We start from the raw sequence: 16,871 nt of genomic DNA on the forward strand, positions 1-16,871 counted from the left end.
TGCCACAGATGTCTATGCTTGACGGTCAAATGAAAACAATTATCAAATGGCGCCTCCTTCGCAGGTGGCTGAGGATACTTGGCCGGGACCGGTCCTGTGAAAAACTTCTTTGAGGAAGCTGCCCGATGCGCCTGAACATCCGCGTTGTTGCGCTCTGTGTCGCACTGTTGCTCAACCAGGGGGCCAGCGCTGCTGAGTTGCCGCAACGCTGGGTCAGCGCCGGTGGCGCCGTGTCGGAGTGGGTCAGTTCGCTGGGGGGCGAGTCGAAGCTGGTGGGCGTGGACTCCACCAGCCAGCATCCTGAATCCTTGCGGGCCTTGCCCAGTATCGGTTATCAGCGACAGCTATCGGCGGAGGGCGTGCTGAGCCTGCGTCCGCAGATCCTGGTCGGCACCGAGGAAATGGGGCCACCGCCCGTGCTGGCGCAAATTCGCAGCGCCGGTGTGCAGGTCGAATTGTTCTCGGCCACACCAGACCTGCCGGCCCTGCAGGGCAATCTGCGGCACCTGGGACAGTTGCTGGGGGCCGAGGCCGAGGCGGCGCGGTTGTTCGACCGTTATCAAAAACAACTCACCCAGCAACAGGCCCGGGTGACAGAGGCCCAGCGCAAACAAAAGGCCCCCGGTGTATTGCTGTTGGTGGGCAGTTCCGGCGGCAAGCCACTGGTCGCAGGCAAGGGCACTTCTGCTGATTGGCTGTTACAGCAGGCCGGCGGTCACAACCTGGCGACCCACAGCGGCTATAAATCTTTTTCCGTGGAAAGCCTGGCCAGCCTGAATCCCGAAGTACTGGTCTTTGCCGACCGTGCCCTGAGCGGTGGGGAAGCGCGTGCCGCACTGTTCCGGGAAAACCCGATTCTTTCCTCGACCCGGGCCGCCAGGGATGGACGTGTCATGGAGCTCGACCCGACGCTGCTGGTGGGCGGGTTGGGCCCGCGGTTGCCACAAAGCCTGGCGACACTGACGGCGGGCTTCTATCCAGCTGAGTCGGCCACGGCGCCATGACCTCGTTGGTCAAGCCTCGCACCTTGTTCATTGGCCTGAGCCTGCTGTGTCTGCTGGCGACCTGGCTATCCCTGGCCCTGGGGCCGGTGAGCCTGCCGCTGCTCGATACCTTGCACGCCGCCTTGCGCTTGTTAGGTTTACCTGTGGCTGCCGATGGTCTGGAGCAGGCCGAACTGATCCTCGGCCAGATCCGTTTGCCGCGTACCTTGCTGGGGTTGGCGGTGGGCGGGGTATTGGCGTTGTCCGGTGTGGCGATGCAGGGACTGTTTCGCAACCCACTGGCGGACCCGGGGCTGGTGGGCGTGTCCAGCGGTGCGGCGCTGGGCGCCGCGTTCGCCATTGTTGGTGGCTCGGCACTGGGCGGGTTGCCGGAAGCCTTCGGCCCCTACGTGTTGTCGTTGTGTGCGTTCCTGGGCGGGCTCGGCGTGACGGCGCTGGTCTATCGTCTCGGCCGCCGCAACGGCCAGACCCATGTCGCGACCATGCTCCTGGCCGGTATTGCCCTGACCGCACTGTCCGGTTCGGCCGTCGGCCTGTTCACCTACCTGGCGGATGACGCGACCCTGCGCACCCTGACCTTCTGGAACCTGGGCAGTCTCAACGGCGCCAGCTATGCGCGCTTGTGGCCGCTGTTGCTGGTCAGCGCCGGCGTGGCGCTCTGGCTGCCACGCCGGGCCAGGGCACTCAATGCGCTGTTGCTGGGGGAATCCGAGGCTGCCCACCTGGGCGTTAACGTCGAAAGCCTCAAGCGTGAGCTGGTGTTTTGTACCGCCTTGGGGGTTGGCGCGGCGGTGGCGGCGGCGGGCATGATCGGCTTCGTCGGGCTGGTGGTGCCGCATCTGGTGCGGCTGGTGGCCGGCCCCGACCACCGGGTGTTGTTGCCTGCTTCGGTGTTGGCGGGTGCAAGCCTGCTGTTGTTCGCCGATCTGGTGGCGCGCCTGGCACTGGCCCCCGCGGAATTGCCGATCGGCATTGTCACGGCCTTCATCGGCGCGCCGTTCTTCCTTTATCTATTGGTGCGAGGGCGCGCCTGATGCTGCGAGCGCAGAACCTGCACATTCACCGCGGCCGCAAGACGGTACTGGCGGACGTCGATCTCGAGCTCAACCCTGGCGAAGTGCTCGGCGTGCTCGGGCCCAACGGTGCGGGCAAAAGTACCCTTTTGGCCGGGCTGTGCGGCGAGTTGCGCCCGGCCCAGGGGCAGGTCTGGCTCGATGACCGGCCACTGGCCCAGTGGCAGGGTGCTGAGCGCGCCCGGCGCCTGGCGGTCTTGCCGCAGTCCTCGACCCTGGATTTTGCCTTCCGTGTCGAGGAAGTCGTCGGCATGGGGCGCCTGCCACACCAGAGTGGTCGAGCGCGCGACGAGCAAATCGTTGCCGCGGCGCTGCAAGCGGCTGACGCCGCGCATCTGCACGGTCGCAGTTACCTGGCGTTGTCCGGCGGCGAACGCCAGCGGGTGCATCTGGCGCGAGTGTTGGCGCAATTGTGGCCGGGTGAAGCGGGGCAAACCCTGTTGCTGGACGAGCCGACCTCGATGCTCGATCCGCTGCACCAGCACACCATCCTCCAGGCGGTGCGTGAATTCGCCAGTCGCGGCGCTGCCGTGCTGGTGATCCTGCATGACCTGAACCTGGCGGCGCGTTACTGTGATCGCCTGTTGCTGCTCGCCTCCGGTCGGCCGGTGGCCCTGGACACGCCCCGGCACGTGCTGCGCCCGGAACCGCTCAAGGCGGTGTTTGGTTTGGACGTGCTGGTGCAAGACCATCCGGAGCGCGGGCATCCATTGATCATTGCCCGCTGAGGGCGCCCTGGAGGATATGGACGTGCGCCTGCTCCTGATTCTGGCATTGAGTGTACTGACGGCGTGTCAGAGCATCGCACCGCCCCCACTCGGCGGACGAATCCGTGATTTGCACACTGGCCAGGCCGTGACGCCCCAGGCCCTGGTCGAGCGCTTGGCCACGGCGCCTCGGGTGGTGGTGGGAGAGCGGCACGACAATCGCGATCACCACGCACTGCAGGTATGGCTGCTCCAGGCCCTGGCCGGGCAGCGGGCCCAGGGCAGCCTGTTGCTGGAAATGCTCACCCCCGCCCAGCAGCCACGCGTTGATTCAGTCCGCCAGCTACCCGCCTTGCCGAAGGACCTGCCCGACGCGCTGGACTGGTCGCCCGGCTGGGATTGGAGCCTGTATGGCCCTGTCGTCGAGTTTGCCCTGGCGCAGCGCTATCCGTTGCTGGCCGCCAATCTGGACGCCGCCGAGATCCAACGTTTCTATCGACAAGCTCCCAACTTGATGGGCACTCGCTCCAATGCAGCCACGGTGAAGGACGCGTTGTTGGGGCAAATCCGTGAATCCCACTGCGGTTTGCTGCCAGAGTCGCAAATGCCGGCGATGCTGGCCGTGCAGCAACAGCGTGACCGGCGCATGGCCGAGCGCCTGTTGCAAGCGCCGACACCGGCACTGTTGTTCGCCGGTGCCTGGCATGCGCGAAAGGATGTTGGTGTGCCGCTGCATGCATTGGATCTCGGTGCCAGCGAGGCGCCTATCGTCCTGATGCTGGCCGAGGAGGGCAGTGAGGTGACGTCGGCCATGGCGGATTACGTGTGGTACACGCCGGCCATGCCGGCCCAGGATTATTGTGCGCAGATGCGCGAACACGTCGGTAAGTGATATTGCAGGCAAAAAAAGACCCGGCAAAAGCCGGGTCAAATAACCGTGATTAGCCTGATGAGGAGATATCTGAGAGTCCGAACCAAGGGCTGTTCAAATATCGACCAGTCTCGCGACTGGATGTGGTAATCATAGCGATTCTCATTACCATGTCAAACATTGTTTTGCGATTCGCCGAAATAACCTCGCGGCCAGGGTTCGCGCTGGAAACGAAAGGGGCGTCAGGTCTTATGGCGCGTCGAAATGGCGTCCAGCTGTTTATTCAGGGCTTCTTTGCGCTCGGCGGGGATGTCATTCCAATGCACATCCATCAACGCGCCCTCGATGGCGTACAGCAACACCTTGGAGGCCCGGAAGCCCCGAGTACGCACGGCGCGATAGGCGTCCACCGCGCCAAGCCGGCGTAGATCCGAGGCACTGTGAATGCCCACGGCGTGCAGCCACTGGGCTGATGTCTTGCCCAGATTCTTCAGGTGTTGCAGTTCATCATTCATCGAGCCTCCTTGCGACGGCCGACTGGTGCAGTGGGCAAGCTTCTGAGCAGTGTAGCGGTCAGTAGGAAAAGCGTGATTCTTTGGTCGGATTCGACGCAAAAGCTTCTAATGCATTACGCACGATGAGGTGGGAAAAGGCTGTATTCTCCAGCGCAAGCGGGGGCGCTGGAGATCTGTTCGGTGGTGGCAGGTCGGCGCGTTGGCCGACCTGGTTTACCTGTCAGCGGCTGCGGTAGCGCAGGCGGGTGCCGAAGTTCATCGACATCAGGATCTCGTCCGCAGACAACTCGGGCGGGAAGTAGGCGCCGGATATTTGCGCATGGGCCAGGCTCGCGCCTTCCAATGACGACTTGCGAAAATCGATGCCACGCAAATCGGCGGAACGGAAGTAGGCGTCGCTGAAGTCAACGTCGTCCGCGTTCAGTTCTCGCAGATCAAGGCCTCGAAAGTCGCCGCCGCGCATGTCGATCGGGCCTTGTGGGCGTTCGCTGTTGAACCCGGCGATATCGTCTTTGCGCAGCAAGGCATAAAGCGGGGTATTGAGAAGCTTGGGGAGGCTCATTTCATATCACCTGTTGGTTTTATGACGCCAGTATAGTGCCACTATTTGGCGGCCGTGAAGCCGGGCATCGCTTCACGGCCAAAAATAGTTACAGGCCTGGCAGGCGCTGGCGGATCTGCGCGACCACGATGTCGAGCGTGCCGCTTTCGTTGGTTTGGACCCGTTTGCTGCAGAGAATTTCCGCCGGGGTCAGTGCTTCGCGGCTGGACTGTTGTGCGGCGATGACCGCCAGGTTCGCATCGGAGGGGTCTTGCTGGTCGGCCTGGCGCTGTGCCAGCCGGCTTTCGATGACCGCTTGCGGCGCGTTGCAGTCAAGGATCAGGAACGGAGTACCGGTGGCCTCGGCGACTTTTTCCGCGGCGTCGCGCTGATCGTGCTTGAGGTAGGTGGCATCGATCACCACCGGGAATCCGGCGCGCAGGATCGCTGCGGCGATTTCATGCAGGCGGGTATAGGTGGCGCTGCTGGCGTCGCTGCTATAGATGCCGGCCTGTGGGTCGTTGGGGACCTGTTGCTGGCCGAACAGGCGCTTGCGCTCCACGTCCGAACGCAGGCGAATGGCCCCCAGTGCCTCGACCAGGCGCATCGCGACATGGCTTTTGCCAACGGCCGAAACACCGTGGGTGATGGCCAGGAAAGGCGAAGGAATGGTGCTGTAGCTTTCGGCCAGGTTGGCGTAGTTGCGGTATTGGCGCAGGGTGGTGGCGCGCTGCACCGGATCGGCTTCGGCCGGCATGCTGAACAGCGCGACTTTTGCCCGGACGAGGGCGCGATAGGCTTTATAGAAGTTCAGCAGCTCCAGGCCCTGGTAGTCGCCGGTCAGTTCCAGGTACTGGCTGACGAAGCGCCGCGCCAGCGACTTGAGGCCGCGGTCTTCCAGGTCCATCGCCAGGAACGCGGTGTCGGCGTAGACGTCGGTGAAACGGAACGGTTCGTTGAACTCGATGCAATCGAAAATCACCACCTTGCCGTCGATCACTGTGGCGTTGCCCAGGTGGATATCACCGTGGCATTCGCGGATGAAACCTTCGGCCTTGCGCTGGGTGAACAGCGGCTTGAGGCGTTCGAAACTGCTCTCGGCCCAGGCTTGCAGTGCTTCGAGTTGCAGCAGGTCGGCCTTGTCGTTGAGGAACGGGCGGATCTGTTCGAAGTTCTGCAGCACCGGTGCCATCACGCTTTGCGCAGTGCCAGCGTCGTTTTCGGCGGGCACCTTGGGCGTGGCGAGGTGGAATTGGGCGATCTGCGCGGCCATCTCATCGATGTGCGCGGTGGTCAGCTCGCCGTTGGCTTGCAGTGTGCTGAGCAGTTCGCTCTGCGGGAACTGACGCATCTTCAGGGCGTATTCGATGGCCGGGCCGTCGCCACCCAACTGTGGCGCTTCGGCGCTGCCGGTAATCGGCAGGACGTCCAGGTACAGGTCCTGGGTCAGGCGCTGGTTCAGACGCAACTCTTCACCGCAGAAATGCTGGCGCGCCTGGAGGCTGGTGAAATCGAGGAAACCGAAGTTGACCGGCTTTTTGAATTTGTAGGCGTATGGCCCGGTGAGCAATACCCAGGAAATGTGGGTCTCGATGACCTGGAACCCTTCGACGGGATGCGGGTAGAGGGCCGGGTTTTGCAGGGCAGCGATCAGGGATTGGCTCACGGGCGGTCCTTCATAGACTGGAAAAATTCAAGGCCGTCATTATGGCCGCAAGCCGCGCTAACGCAAACCACGTGGCGGGCTCATGTTGAACCGCAGCAAAGTGCGTATAATCCGCCGCCATGACTCGTACCCGATCCCCCCGTACCCCCAAGAAACCACCCGCCAGCCGCCTGCGGCCCTGGCTGGGCTGGGCCCTTAAACTCAGCCTGGTGGGCCTTGTCGTGCTCGCCGGTTTTGCGGTCTATCTCGATGCCGTGGTGCAGGAGAAGTTCTCCGGCAAGCGCTGGACCATTCCGGCCAAGGTCTATGCCCGGCCGCTGGAGCTGTTCGTCGGGCAAAAGCTGAGCAAGGATGATTTCCTGACCGAACTCGATGCCTTGGGTTATCGCCGTGAAAGCGTGACCAATGGTCCGGGTGCGGCCTCGGTCAATGGCAATACCATCGACCTCAATACCCGTGGTTTCCAGTTCTATGAAGGCATGGAACAGGCGCAACCGGTGCGGGTGCGTTTTTCCGGTGACTACGTGGCTGCGCTGACCGGCGCGAACAACGCGAGCCTGTCGGTGGTGCGCCTTGAGCCGCTGCTCATTGGTGGCCTGTACCCCAAGAACCTCGAAGACCGGATCCTGATCAAGATCGACCAGGTGCCGCCGTTCCTGCTCGATACGCTGATCGCCGTCGAAGACCGCGACTTCTACCATCACTTCGGCGTCTCGCCCAAGTCGATTGCCCGGGCTATCTGGGTCAACACCTCTTCGGGCCATATGCGCCAGGGCGGCAGTACCCTGACCCAACAGCTGGTCAAGAACTTCTACCTGACCAACGAGCGCAGCCTGACCCGCAAGCTCACCGAAGCCATGATGGCGCTGTTGCTGGAGCTGCACTACGACAAGCCGGAGATCCTGGAGGCGTACCTCAACGAGGTGTTCGTCGGCCAGGACGGTCAACGGGCGGTGCACGGTTTCGGCCTTGCCAGCCAGTTCTTTTTCAGCCAGCCGCTGTCCGAGCTCAAGCTGCATCAGGTGGCGTTGCTGGTGGGCATGGTCAAGGGGCCGTCTTCCTACAACCCGCGTCGTAATCCGGAGCGTGCCCTCGAGCGGCGCAACCTGGTGCTCGACTTGCTGCAACAACAAGGTGTGGCAACGGCCGAGCAAGTCGAGGCGGCAAAAAAGATGCCATTGGGCGTGACCAAGCGTGGCAGCCTGGCGGACAGTTCCTTCCCTGGCTTCATGGACCTGGTCAAGCGTCAACTGCGCGAAGACTACCGCGACGAAGACTTGACCGAAGAAGGCCTGCGCATTTTCACCAGCTTCGACCCAATCCTGCAGATGAAGGCCGAAGCCTCGGTCGAGGACACCTTCAAGCGACTGGGCGGGCGCAAGGGCGCTGACGAAGTTGAAGCGGCCATGGTGGTGACCAACCCGGAAACCGGCGAAGTCCAGGCCATGATCGGCAGCCGCCAGGCCAGTTTCGCCGGTTTCAACCGGGCCCTGGATGCGGTGCGCCCGATTGGCTCGCTGATCAAGCCGGCGGTGTACCTCACCGCCCTGGAAAAGCCGAGCCAATACACGCTGACCAGTTGGCTGTCGGACGAGACCTTCTCGGTCAAGGGCGCCGATGGGCAGGTCTGGAAACCGCAGAACTATGATCGTCGGTCCCACGGCACGGTGTTCCTCTACCAGGGGCTGGCGCATTCCTACAACCTGTCGACGGCTCGCCTCGGGCTGGAAGTCGGCGTGCCGAACGTCCTCAAGACCCTAGCGCGCCTGGGGGTGAGTCGCGAATTCCCGGCGTTCCCATCGATGTTGCTGGGGGCCGGTGGCCTAACGCCGATCGAAGTGGCGGCCATGTACCAGACGCTGGCCAATGGCGGTTTCAACACGCCAATGCGCGGCATCCGCAGCGTGCTGACCGCCGATGGCGAGCCGCTCAAGCGTTATCCGTTCCAGATCCAGCAGCGTTTCGATCCGGCCTCCATTTACCTGATCCAGAGCGCGATGCAGCGGGTCATGCGTGAAGGCACCGGCAGTTCGGTCTATAACGTGCTGCCCCGGACCCTGACCCTGGCGGGCAAGACCGGCACCAGTAACGACTCGCGCGACAGCTGGTTCGCCGGCTTCAGCCAGGACCTGCTGGCGGTGGTCTGGCTCGGACGTGATGACAACGGCAAGACCCCGTTCACCGGTGCCACCGGCGCGCTGCAGGTCTGGACCAGTTTCATGCGCAAGGCCGACCCGTTGCCACTGGACATGCCGCAACCGGACAACATCGTCCAGGCGTGGGTTGATTCGCGCACGGGGCAAGGCTCCGATGCCAATTGCCCGGGCGCCGTGCAGATGCCGTATATTCGCGGCAGCGAACCACCACCCGGTGCTGCCTGTGGCGGCACGAATCCCGCCGAATCGGTGATGGATTGGGTCAAGGACTGGATGAATTAAGCAAAGAGGGTTTCAAGTGAACAAGTGGTTGATTCCAGCGGTAACGGCCGTGGCTTTGCTCAGTGGTTGCTCTACCGTACAGCGTGGTTCGATTCCGGTCGTTGATTCCGGCACTGCTGTTTCCAACAGTGAGCGGGTCTCGGCCAACGGCGGTTTCCGTCAGACGACGGTGAAGCGGCCGGTGCAGGGCCAGGTCCAGGCAATCCCGCAGGGCGACACCGGTGTCGTCGTGATGGTGCCTGGTGGTGGCGCGACGGCCTCGGCGCCGATCAGCAGCACGCCGATCACTCCGGGTCCGATCACGCCAGGGCCTATCGAAACCTCGCCGATCAATCAGGGCAGCTACAGCATGCCTTCGACGCCGAGCAGCATCCCGTCGGCAAGTTCCGGTGGCTTGTCCGCCGATGAACAACTGGACGGCCCGGTGCTGGCTCTGCTGACCACGGCGCAACAGCAACAGGCCGGCGGTGACCTCAACGGTGCGTCTTCCAGCCTGGAGCGCGCCCAGCGTGTGGCGCCACGCGAACCCCAGGTGCTCTATCGCCTGGCCCAGGTACGCATGGCCCAGGGCGATGCGCCGCAAGCCGAACAACTGGCTCGTCGTGGCCTGACATTCTCCAGTGGTCGTCCGGCACTTCAGGCCAGCCTGTGGGAATTGATCGCCCAGGCTCGTGAGAAACAAGGCGATTCCGCTGGCGCGGCGTTGGCCCGTCAGAAGGCCAAGGTTTCGCTCTGATGGATACGCGTTTTCCTCAGATCGCCGATCAGTTGCTGTTGATCGAGCGGGAGCTGCGGGTCCAGGGCTGGTGGAGCGATGTGTCGCCTTCGGCGCAGGCGCTGGCCAGTGTCGAGCCGTTCGCGGTCGACACCCTGGACTTCGAGCAATGGCTGCAATGGATCTTCCTGCCCAGGATGAAAGCCATCCTCGAGCAGGATCTTCCGTTGCCGAATGCCTCAGGGATTCAGGAAATGGCCGAAATGGTCTTCGCTGCTCGCAATGTGCAGGGCAAGGACCGGCAGTTGCAGGTCCTGCTAAAAGAGTTCGATCAGTTGATCAGTAACGCCGGCTGACCGACGTTACTGACAGTTCTCCTCGATTTGCTTGCGGGTCTCGTCGATCCGCAGGCGCCGCTCCTCATCGGTGAGGCGGCGCATTTCCCCCTCCACGTCTTCGCGTACCCTGGGATTGTTCTGCAATTGCGCCAGGTTGGTCCGGGCCTGTTCGCAGAACGCCTTGAGTTGGGCTTCCTGCTCGGCAATCTGTTTCTTGACCTGTTGGTCGATGGCCTTTTGGTCGCCAATGACTCCGCCAGACGGCGGTGCCGCCGGTTTGGCGGGCGGCGGGGCGGACTTGATCACGGTCGTGGCTTCCGTGCCTTCGGGCGGCTGGGCGCCGAAGTGGGTAACGCCCTGGGCGTCCACCCATTTGTAGACCTGACCGGCCATGCACATCGGGCTCAGGCCAACCAGCAGGCTGGCCGTCAAGAAGATCATTCGCATGCTGTTTCCTTGTCATGGGTTGCGCAATTGAAGCTAACACAGTTGCCGTTTAAAGGTTTTTTCTTGCGTTCTCATGCGCTTACTTCGAATAAAGCACATAGACGACTTGACTTGAAGGAGGCGAAACAGAAGAATCCAAAGTCCGCTGTAGAGGGACTGCCAGAAGCAGACCCACTCGGCAGATCATGAGGCGCACATCCGCGCCGACCTGTTACACCCGCAACGCGTTACCTCGCGCTGGGTGGGAAAGGCCCGCAACACTTGGGACGATCCCAATACTTGCTCAGTCAGTGCTGACGTAGTCGGCGACCACCGTCGCTCATGCTCTGCCGAGAAGTAAACCTATTAAGACCCGTCCCCTTTTTTGTGGGTCGGTATTCTGGCGTTTTAGAGGTGAACAACGTGGAGCTTTTATCTGGCGGTGAGATGCTCGTCCGCTTTTTGCGTGACGAAGGCGTCAAATATATCTACGGGTACCCCGGTGGTGCTCTTCTTCATGTCTATGATGCCCTGTTCAAAGAACCGGAAGTGACCCACATCCTGGTTCGTCACGAGCAGGCGGCCACCCATATGGCTGACGGCTATGCCCGTGCCACCGGCAAGGCCGGCGTGGTACTGGTGACTTCCGGTCCAGGCGCCACGAACGCCATCACCGGTATCGCCACCGCGTACATGGACTCCATTCCGATGGTGATCATCTCCGGCCAGGTGCCCAGCACCCTGGTGGGCACCGATGCGTTCCAGGAAACCGACATGATCGGTATCTCCCGGCCGATCGTGAAGCACAGCTTCATGATCAAGCACGCGTCGGAAATCCCTGAAGTCATGAAGAAGGCCTTCTACCTGGCTGAATCCGGTCGTCCGGGCCCGGTCGTGGTCGATGTCCCGAAAGACATGACCAACCCGGCCGAGAAGTTCGAATACATCTTCCCGAAAAAAGCCAAGCTGCGTTCCTACAGCCCGGCCGTACGCGGCCACTCCGGGCAAATCCGCAAGGCAGCCGAAATGCTCCTGGCGGCCAAGCGTCCGGTGTTGTACTCCGGTGGCGGCGTGATCCTCGGCGGTGGCTCCGCGCCGCTGACCGAACTGGCGAAAATGCTCAACCTGCCGGTCACCAATACGCTGATGGGCCTGGGCGCGTTCCCGGGCACCGACCGTCAGTTCATCGGTATGCTCGGCATGCACGGCAGCTACACCGCGAACCTGGCGATGCACCACGCCGATGTGATCCTGGCGGTCGGCGCACGTTTCGACGATCGCGTCATCAATGGTCCGGCGAAGTTCTGCCCGAACGCCAAGATCATCCACATCGACATCGACCCGGCGTCCATCTCCAAGACCATCAAGGCAGACGTGCCGATTGTCGGTCCTGTAGAGAGCGTGCTGACTGAAATGGTCGCCATTCTCAAGGAAATCGGCGAGGTTCCCAACAAGGAGTCCGTGGCCAGTTGGTGGAAGCAGGTTGATGAATGGCGCGGCGATCGCGGCTTGTTCCCTTATGACAAGGGTGACGGCAGTGTGATCAAGCCGCAGACCGTGATCGAAACCCTGTGCGAAGTGACCAAGGGCGATGCCTTTGTGACCTCCGACGTGGGCCAGCACCAGATGTTCGCTGCGCAGTACTACAAGTTCGACAAACCCAATCGCTGGATCAACTCCGGCGGCCTGGGCACCATGGGCTTCGGTTTCCCGGCGGCCATGGGCATCAAGTTGAGCTTCCCAGAGACTGATGTCGCCTGCGTCACGGGCGAAGGCAGCATCCAGATGAACATCCAGGAACTGTCCACCTGCCTGCAATACGGTTTGCCGGTGAAGATCGTGATCCTGAACAACGGCGTGTTGGGGATGGTTCGCCAGTGGCAGGACATGAGCTACGGCAGTCGTCACTCGCACTCGTACATGGAATCGTTGCCTGATTTCGTCAAGCTGGCAGAGGCCTACGGTCACGTTGGCGTGCGCATCACCGAATCGAAGGATTTGAAGTCGAAGATGGAGGAAGCGTTCGCCATGAAGGATCGCCTGGTGGTGATCGATATTGCGGTCGACACCAGCGAGCACGTCTACCCGATGCAGATCAAAGACGGCTCCATGCGCGATATGTGGCTGAGCAAGACGGAGCGTACCTAATCATGCGACATATTATTTCCCTGCTTCTGGAAAACGAACCGGGTGCGCTGTCTCGTGTTGTGGGCCTGTTCTCGCAGCGCAACTACAACATCGAAAGCCTGACCGTGGCGCCAACCGAAGACCCGACCCTGTCGCGTCTGACGCTGACCACCGTAGGGCACGATGAAATCATCGAGCAGATCACCAAGAACCTGAACAAGCTGATCGAGGTGGTCAAGCTGGTGGACCTGTCGGAAAGCGCTCACATCGAGCGTGAACTGATGCTGGTCAAGGTCAAGGCCACCGGCGCCCAGCGCGCCGAGATCAAACGCACTACCGATATTTTTCGTGGGCAGATCGTCGATGTCAGCGCCAGCGTCTATACCGTTCAGTTGACCGGTACCAGCGACAAGCTCGACAGCTTCATTCAATCGATCGGCACTGCCTCGATTCTGGAAACCGTACGCAGTGGTGTCACCGGGATTGCCCGTGGCGACAAAGTACTGAGCATCTAAACCAAATTAGCGAATGGCCTGAACGGCCGGATATAGGGGAAATTCATGAAAGTTTTCTACGATAAAGACTGCGACCTGTCGATCATCCAGAGCAAGAAAGTCGCCATCATCGGCTACGGCTCCCAAGGTCACGCCCAAGCGTGCAACCTGAAAGATTCCGGCGTTGACGTGACTGTCGGCCTGCGTAAAGGCTCGGCCACCGTTGCCAAGGCCGAGGCCCATGGCCTGAAAGTGACCGACGTGGCTTCTGCCGTTGCTGCCGCTGACCTGGTCATGATCCTGACCCCGGACGAGTTCCAATCGGCGCTGTACAAGAACGAAATCGAACCGAACATCAAGGAAGGCGCCACCCTGGCCTTCTCCCACGGCTTCGCGATCCACTACAACCAGGTTGTGCCACGTGCCGACCTCGACGTGATCATGATCGCGCCGAAGGCTCCGGGTCACACCGTGCGTTCCGAGTTCGTGAAAGGCGGCGGTATCCCTGACCTGATCGCGATCTACCAGGATGCGTCCGGCAACGCCAAGAACGTGGCCTTGTCCTACGCTGCTGGCGTGGGTGGCGGTCGTACCGGCATCATCGAAACCACCTTCAAGGACGAAACCGAAACCGACCTGTTCGGCGAGCAAGCCGTTCTGTGTGGCGGTACCGTCGAGCTGGTCAAGGCCGGTTTCGAAACCCTGGTTGAAGCTGGCTACGCGCCAGAAATGGCCTACTTCGAATGCCTGCACGAACTGAAGCTGATCGTTGACCTCATGTACGAAGGCGGTATCGCCAACATGAACTACTCGATCTCCAACAACGCCGAGTACGGCGAGTACGTGACCGGTCCGGAAGTCATCAACGCCGAATCCCGCCAGGCCATGCGCAACGCCCTGAAACGTATCCAGGACGGCGAATACGCCAAGATGTTCATCAGCGAAGGCGCTACCGGCTATCCTTCGATGACCGCCAAGCGTCGCAACAACGCCGCCCACGGTATCGAAATCATCGGCGAGCAACTGCGCTCGATGATGCCGTGGATCGGTGCCAACAAGATCGTCGACAAAGCCAAGAACTAAGTCGCGAACTTGATCGAAAAACGCGGCCTTGGCCGCGTTTTTTCGTTTGGGCGGTGGCTTCTGGTATAAAGCTGCATCGTTTGCGGTAGAACCGTCGTCCCAGACATCTGTCGAATTTTTTCACACCGTTGCAAGGTATTGTCCATGAGCGAACGTCCCGACGAGCCAAACCAGGCTCCTGACGCCGAAAGCCTGTTGCCCATCGATGAGCACGTCGAAGAAGGCCATGACGCAGAAGGCCGTAAGGTCCGGCATCGTGGCATCTATCTGCTGCCGAATCTGTTCACCACCGCGAACCTGTTCGCCGGTTTCTATTCCATCATCAGCTCCATGAGTGCCCAGGCTGCCTTGAGCGCTGGCGATAGCGCAGGGGCGAGCCGTTACTTCGCGTTCGCCGCCATTGCGATCTTCGTCGCCATGGTGCTCGATGGCCTGGACGGGCGCGTGGCCCGCATGACCAATACCCAGAGCGCGTTCGGCGCCGAATACGATTCGCTGTCCGACATGGTCGCCTTCGGCGTAGCGCCTGCCTTACTGGCGTTCGGTTGGGCGCTGGGGGACATGGGCAAGGTCGGCTGGATGGTTGCCTTTGTCTATGTGGCGGGTGCGGCGTTGCGCCTGGCTCGTTTCAACACCCAGGTCGGCAAGGCTGACAAGCGTTACTTCATCGGCCTGGCCAGTCCGGCCGCGGCGGGTGTCGTGGCAGGTGTTGTCTGGGCATTCAGCGATTACGGCATCCAGGGTTCAAAAATGTCGTTTCTGGTGGCGCTGCTGGTTGCGGCGGCCGGGATGCTGATGGTCAGCAACATCAAGTACAACAGCTTCAAGGAGCTGGATCTGAAGGGGCGCGTGCCGTTCGTGGCAATTCTGGCAGTGGTGCTGGTATTCGCGGTGGTGTTCAGTGATCCGCCACGTATTCTGTTGTTGGTGTTCCTGGGTTATGCCGCCTCCGGACCGGTGCAATACTTGTTGCGTCTTCGCCGACGCTAAACGTTGCCTTAATGTAATTTCCCCCATACTCCGCAGTCTATTGGTGTACCTGCCCTCCAATACTGCGGAGTTGTCATGCTGATCAAGATCCCCAAGTCGTCCGACTGCCGTGAATCGGACGTCACGCCCGAATCCCTTTATCTATCCCGTCGTCAGATGCTCGGTGCAACCATGGCGGGTCTGGCCGTGAGCAGCTTGCCACGATGGGCCAGTGCTGCCGATGCGGCGCGTTATGCCGATGTCGAGCCCGGCAAGGCGCCGTCCTGGTTTGCCGAGAAACTGCCTTCGGTCCAATGGGGCGCGGTCACGGTCAAGAATGAGCCCATCACGCCGTTCAAGGACGCAACCCATTACAACAACTTCTATGAGTTCGGAACCGATAAGGGAGACCCGGCAGCCAATGCTGGATCGTTGAAGACCGAGCCCTGGAGCGTGGTCGTGGACGGGGAGGTGGGCAAGCCGGGACGCTACGGGGTGGAAGACTTCATGAAGCCTTATCAACTGGAAGAGCGTATTTATCGATTGCGCTGTGTCGAGGCCTGGTCGATGGTCATTCCGTGGATCGGCTTCCCCATCTCCGCATTGCTAAAGCAGGTCGAACCGACGTCCAGGGCCAAGTACATCCGCTTCGAAACCCTGCAGGATCCCAAGGTCATGCCGGGGCAGCGTTCCGGTTTCGCCTTGATCGATTGGCCATATGTCGAAGGCTTGCGATTGGACGAGGCCATGAACCCGTTGGCCATCCTGGCGGTTGGGATGTACGGACGGGAGTTGCCGAACCAGAACGGCGCGCCGCTGCGGTTGGTGGTCCCATGGAAGTACGGTTTCAAAAGTGTGAAATCCATCGTACGTATCAGTTTGGTGAGCGAGCAGCCGAAGACGACTTGGCAAAGCATTGCGTCTGACGAATACGGTTTTTATGCCAACGTCAATCCAACGGTCGATCACCCGCGCTGGACCCAGGCGCGTGAACGTCGTTTGCCGAGCGGGCTGTTCAGCCCCAATGTTCGCGATACGTTGATGTTCAACGGCTATCAGGATGAAGTCGCTTCTTTATATGCAGGGATGGACCTGAGGAAGGACTACTGATGCGTTTTCCAGTCTGGCGAGTCGGCGTCTTCATCGCGGCGGCGGTCTGGCCTTTGTTCTGGCTTTATGAGGCCTTGATGAACTCGCTGGGTCCTGACCCGGGCAAGGTGCTGGTGGATCGGCTCGGGTTGGGCACGTTGATCCTGTTGTTGATCACCTTGAGCATGACGCCGCTGCAAAAGCTGACGGGATGGGCGGGGTGGGTTGCGGTCAGACGGCAGTTGGGGTTGTGGTGCTTTACTTATGTGGTGCTGCATTTGAGTGGGTATGCGGCGTTCATATTGGGGTTCGACTGGTCGCAGCTGGGTGTCGAGTTGAGCAAGCGGCCTTACATTATTGTTGGGGCGCTTGGGTTTCTCGGCCTGCTGGCGCTGGCGGTCACCTCCAATCGCTACAGTCAGCGGCGGCTTGGCGTGCGCTGGAAGAAATTGCATCGGCTGGTTTATCTGATCCTGGGGCTTGGACTGCTCCATATGCTGTGGATCGTGCGGGCAGATCTGAAAGAGTGGTCGATATACGCCTTTATAGGTGCCGTACTGTTGATGTTGAGGGTCCCGCCGGTTATGCGCCGGATCCCGCGTTTGCTGGGTAGGAAAGTCCCTTCTGCAACAAAAGCGTAATTAGGGGTTGACGGCAGATTCTGGAAGTCTATAATTCGCCCCACTTCCGGCGCAGTCGAAACGGAAAACTCCTTGAGATTCAATGAGTTAAGTAAGTTTCGAAGGTGTTGGGCTCCAGGTTATCGAAGCCCGGAAGGAGCAGGTAGAGCGGTGTTGTTTGGCTCTATCGGCGAT

Annotated in this window: 17 protein-coding genes; 13 read left to right on the forward strand and 4 right to left on the reverse strand. The window is 61.0% G+C overall.

Annotation, left to right across the window (positions count from 1 at the left end):
* The first annotated feature begins 125 nt into the window (after positions 1 to 125).
* From CFII68_RS10290 to CFII68_RS10275, 4 genes are read left to right on the forward strand one after another with little or no spacing between them, the layout of a single operon-like run.
* On the forward strand, positions 126 to 1,004 hold the full coding sequence (locus CFII68_RS10290; protein WP_018609339.1) for a hemin ABC transporter substrate-binding protein: 879 nt from the start codon (positions 126 to 128) through the stop codon (positions 1,002 to 1,004).
* A 50-nt stretch (positions 1,005 to 1,054) separates the two neighbouring features.
* Positions 1,055 to 2,038 carry an iron ABC transporter permease gene (locus CFII68_RS10285; RefSeq protein WP_177325050.1) on the forward strand — a complete coding sequence of 328 codons (984 nt, stop codon included), beginning with the start codon at positions 1,055 to 1,057 and terminating at the stop codon, positions 2,036 to 2,038.
* Positions 2,038 to 2,805 carry a heme ABC transporter ATP-binding protein gene (locus CFII68_RS10280; RefSeq protein ID WP_018609342.1) on the forward strand — a complete coding sequence of 256 codons (768 nt, stop codon included), beginning with the start codon at positions 2,038 to 2,040 and terminating at the stop codon, positions 2,803 to 2,805. Before CFII68_RS10285 ends, CFII68_RS10280 begins: the two co-directional genes overlap by 1 nt.
* Before the next feature lie 16 nt (positions 2,806 to 2,821).
* Complete coding sequence (locus CFII68_RS10275; RefSeq protein ID WP_018609344.1) at positions 2,822 to 3,676, forward strand: ChaN family lipoprotein; 855 nt, start codon at positions 2,822 to 2,824, stop codon at positions 3,674 to 3,676.
* 221 nt (positions 3,677 to 3,897) lie between these two features.
* Here the strand turns inward: CFII68_RS10275 and CFII68_RS10270 are convergent, their stop codons facing one another.
* From CFII68_RS10270 to CFII68_RS10260, 3 genes are all read right to left on the reverse strand, one after another.
* Entirely contained in the window at positions 3,898 to 4,170 is a 273-nt protein-coding gene (locus CFII68_RS10270) for a TfoX/Sxy family protein (protein WP_018609346.1), read from the reverse strand.
* Between the two features lie 220 nt (positions 4,171 to 4,390).
* Complete coding sequence (locus tag CFII68_RS10265; RefSeq protein ID WP_018609348.1) at positions 4,391 to 4,732, reverse strand: pentapeptide repeat-containing protein; 342 nt, start codon at positions 4,730 to 4,732, stop codon at positions 4,391 to 4,393.
* Positions 4,733 to 4,820: 88 nt separating this feature from the next.
* On the reverse strand, positions 4,821 to 6,377 hold the full coding sequence (locus CFII68_RS10260) for a bifunctional aminoglycoside phosphotransferase/ATP-binding protein (protein WP_018609350.1): 1,557 nt from the start codon (positions 6,375 to 6,377) through the stop codon (positions 4,821 to 4,823).
* A gap of 119 nt (positions 6,378 to 6,496) precedes the next feature.
* Here CFII68_RS10260 and mrcB point away from each other — a divergent pair, with 119 nt between their 5' ends.
* From mrcB to CFII68_RS10245, 3 genes are read left to right on the forward strand one after another with little or no spacing between them, the layout of a single operon-like run.
* Positions 6,497 to 8,815: a penicillin-binding protein 1B gene (gene mrcB, locus CFII68_RS10255; RefSeq protein ID WP_018609352.1), complete on the forward strand. Its 2,319-nt coding sequence runs from the start codon at positions 6,497 to 6,499 to the stop codon at positions 8,813 to 8,815.
* A gap of 16 nt (positions 8,816 to 8,831) precedes the next feature.
* Positions 8,832 to 9,551 carry a M48 family metallopeptidase gene (locus tag CFII68_RS10250; RefSeq protein ID WP_018609353.1) on the forward strand — a complete coding sequence of 240 codons (720 nt, stop codon included), beginning with the start codon at positions 8,832 to 8,834 and terminating at the stop codon, positions 9,549 to 9,551.
* Positions 9,551 to 9,886, forward strand: coding sequence for a YqcC family protein (locus tag CFII68_RS10245; protein ID WP_018609355.1), 336 nt, complete (start codon positions 9,551 to 9,553; stop codon positions 9,884 to 9,886). The genes CFII68_RS10250 and CFII68_RS10245 overlap by 1 nt, the downstream gene beginning before the upstream one ends.
* A 6-nt stretch (positions 9,887 to 9,892) precedes the next feature.
* On the opposite strand, the gene CFII68_RS10240 is transcribed toward CFII68_RS10245, so the two are convergent.
* Entirely contained in the window at positions 9,893 to 10,315 is a 423-nt protein-coding gene (locus CFII68_RS10240) for a DUF4124 domain-containing protein (protein WP_024618735.1), read from the reverse strand.
* Positions 10,316 to 10,717: 402 nt separating this feature from the next.
* On the opposite strand from CFII68_RS10240, the gene CFII68_RS10235 reads away from it, so the two are divergent.
* The 6 genes from CFII68_RS10235 (at position 10,718) to msrQ (ending at position 16,697) form a co-directional block, all read left to right on the forward strand.
* Positions 10,718 to 12,442, forward strand: coding sequence for an acetolactate synthase 3 large subunit (locus tag CFII68_RS10235; RefSeq protein WP_024618734.1), 1,725 nt, complete (start codon positions 10,718 to 10,720; stop codon positions 12,440 to 12,442).
* 2 nt (positions 12,443 to 12,444) lie between these two features.
* Positions 12,445 to 12,936: an acetolactate synthase small subunit gene (ilvN, locus tag CFII68_RS10230; RefSeq protein ID WP_018609360.1), complete on the forward strand. Its 492-nt coding sequence runs from the start codon at positions 12,445 to 12,447 to the stop codon at positions 12,934 to 12,936.
* A gap of 45 nt (positions 12,937 to 12,981) precedes the next feature.
* A complete protein-coding gene (gene ilvC / locus CFII68_RS10225) occupies positions 12,982 to 13,998 on the forward strand; it encodes a ketol-acid reductoisomerase (protein ID WP_018609362.1) in 1,017 nt (338 codons plus the stop codon).
* A gap of 144 nt (positions 13,999 to 14,142) precedes the next feature.
* On the forward strand, positions 14,143 to 14,988 hold the full coding sequence (gene pssA / locus CFII68_RS10220) for a CDP-diacylglycerol--serine O-phosphatidyltransferase (protein WP_014340224.1): 846 nt from the start codon (positions 14,143 to 14,145) through the stop codon (positions 14,986 to 14,988).
* Between the two features lie 75 nt (positions 14,989 to 15,063).
* A complete protein-coding gene (msrP, locus tag CFII68_RS10215; RefSeq protein ID WP_018609365.1) occupies positions 15,064 to 16,077 on the forward strand; it encodes a protein-methionine-sulfoxide reductase catalytic subunit MsrP in 1,014 nt (337 codons plus the stop codon).
* The gene (gene msrQ / locus CFII68_RS10210; protein WP_018609367.1) at positions 16,077 to 16,697 is read left to right on the forward strand and encodes a protein-methionine-sulfoxide reductase heme-binding subunit MsrQ; all 621 of its coding nucleotides are present in this window, start codon (positions 16,077 to 16,079) and stop codon (positions 16,695 to 16,697) included. Before msrP ends, msrQ begins: the two co-directional genes overlap by 1 nt.
* The last annotated feature ends 174 nt before the right edge of the window (positions 16,698 to 16,871 follow it).

The organism is Pseudomonas sp. CFII68 (genome assembly GCF_000416195.1).
GTDB lineage: Bacteria > Pseudomonadota > Gammaproteobacteria > Pseudomonadales > Pseudomonadaceae > Aquipseudomonas > Aquipseudomonas kilonensis.

Bases quoted from the DNA above. Each gene is read 5' to 3' on its own strand.
- CFII68_RS10290 (WP_018609339.1), top strand. From the start codon at position 126: ATGCGCCTGAACATCCGCGTTGTTGCGCTCTGTGTCGCACTGTTGCTC.
- CFII68_RS10280 (WP_018609342.1), top strand. From the start codon at position 2,038: ATGCTGCGAGCGCAGAACCTGCACATTCACCGCGGCCGCAAGACGGTA.
- CFII68_RS10275 (WP_018609344.1), top strand. From the start codon at position 2,822: ATGGACGTGCGCCTGCTCCTGATTCTGGCATTGAGTGTACTGACGGCG.
- CFII68_RS10270 (WP_018609346.1), bottom strand. From the start codon at position 4,170: ATGAATGATGAACTGCAACACCTGAAGAATCTGGGCAAGACATCAGCC.
- CFII68_RS10265 (WP_018609348.1), bottom strand. From the start codon at position 4,732: ATGAGCCTCCCCAAGCTTCTCAATACCCCGCTTTATGCCTTGCTGCGC.
- mrcB (WP_018609352.1), top strand. From the start codon at position 6,497: ATGACTCGTACCCGATCCCCCCGTACCCCCAAGAAACCACCCGCCAGC.
- CFII68_RS10245 (WP_018609355.1), top strand. From the start codon at position 9,551: ATGGATACGCGTTTTCCTCAGATCGCCGATCAGTTGCTGTTGATCGAG.
- CFII68_RS10240 (WP_024618735.1), bottom strand. From the start codon at position 10,315: ATGCGAATGATCTTCTTGACGGCCAGCCTGCTGGTTGGCCTGAGCCCG.
- ilvN (WP_018609360.1), top strand. From the start codon at position 12,445: ATGCGACATATTATTTCCCTGCTTCTGGAAAACGAACCGGGTGCGCTG.
- ilvC (WP_018609362.1), top strand. From the start codon at position 12,982: ATGAAAGTTTTCTACGATAAAGACTGCGACCTGTCGATCATCCAGAGC.
- pssA (WP_014340224.1), top strand. From the start codon at position 14,143: ATGAGCGAACGTCCCGACGAGCCAAACCAGGCTCCTGACGCCGAAAGC.
- msrP (WP_018609365.1), top strand. From the start codon at position 15,064: ATGCTGATCAAGATCCCCAAGTCGTCCGACTGCCGTGAATCGGACGTC.
- msrQ (WP_018609367.1), top strand. From the start codon at position 16,077: ATGCGTTTTCCAGTCTGGCGAGTCGGCGTCTTCATCGCGGCGGCGGTC.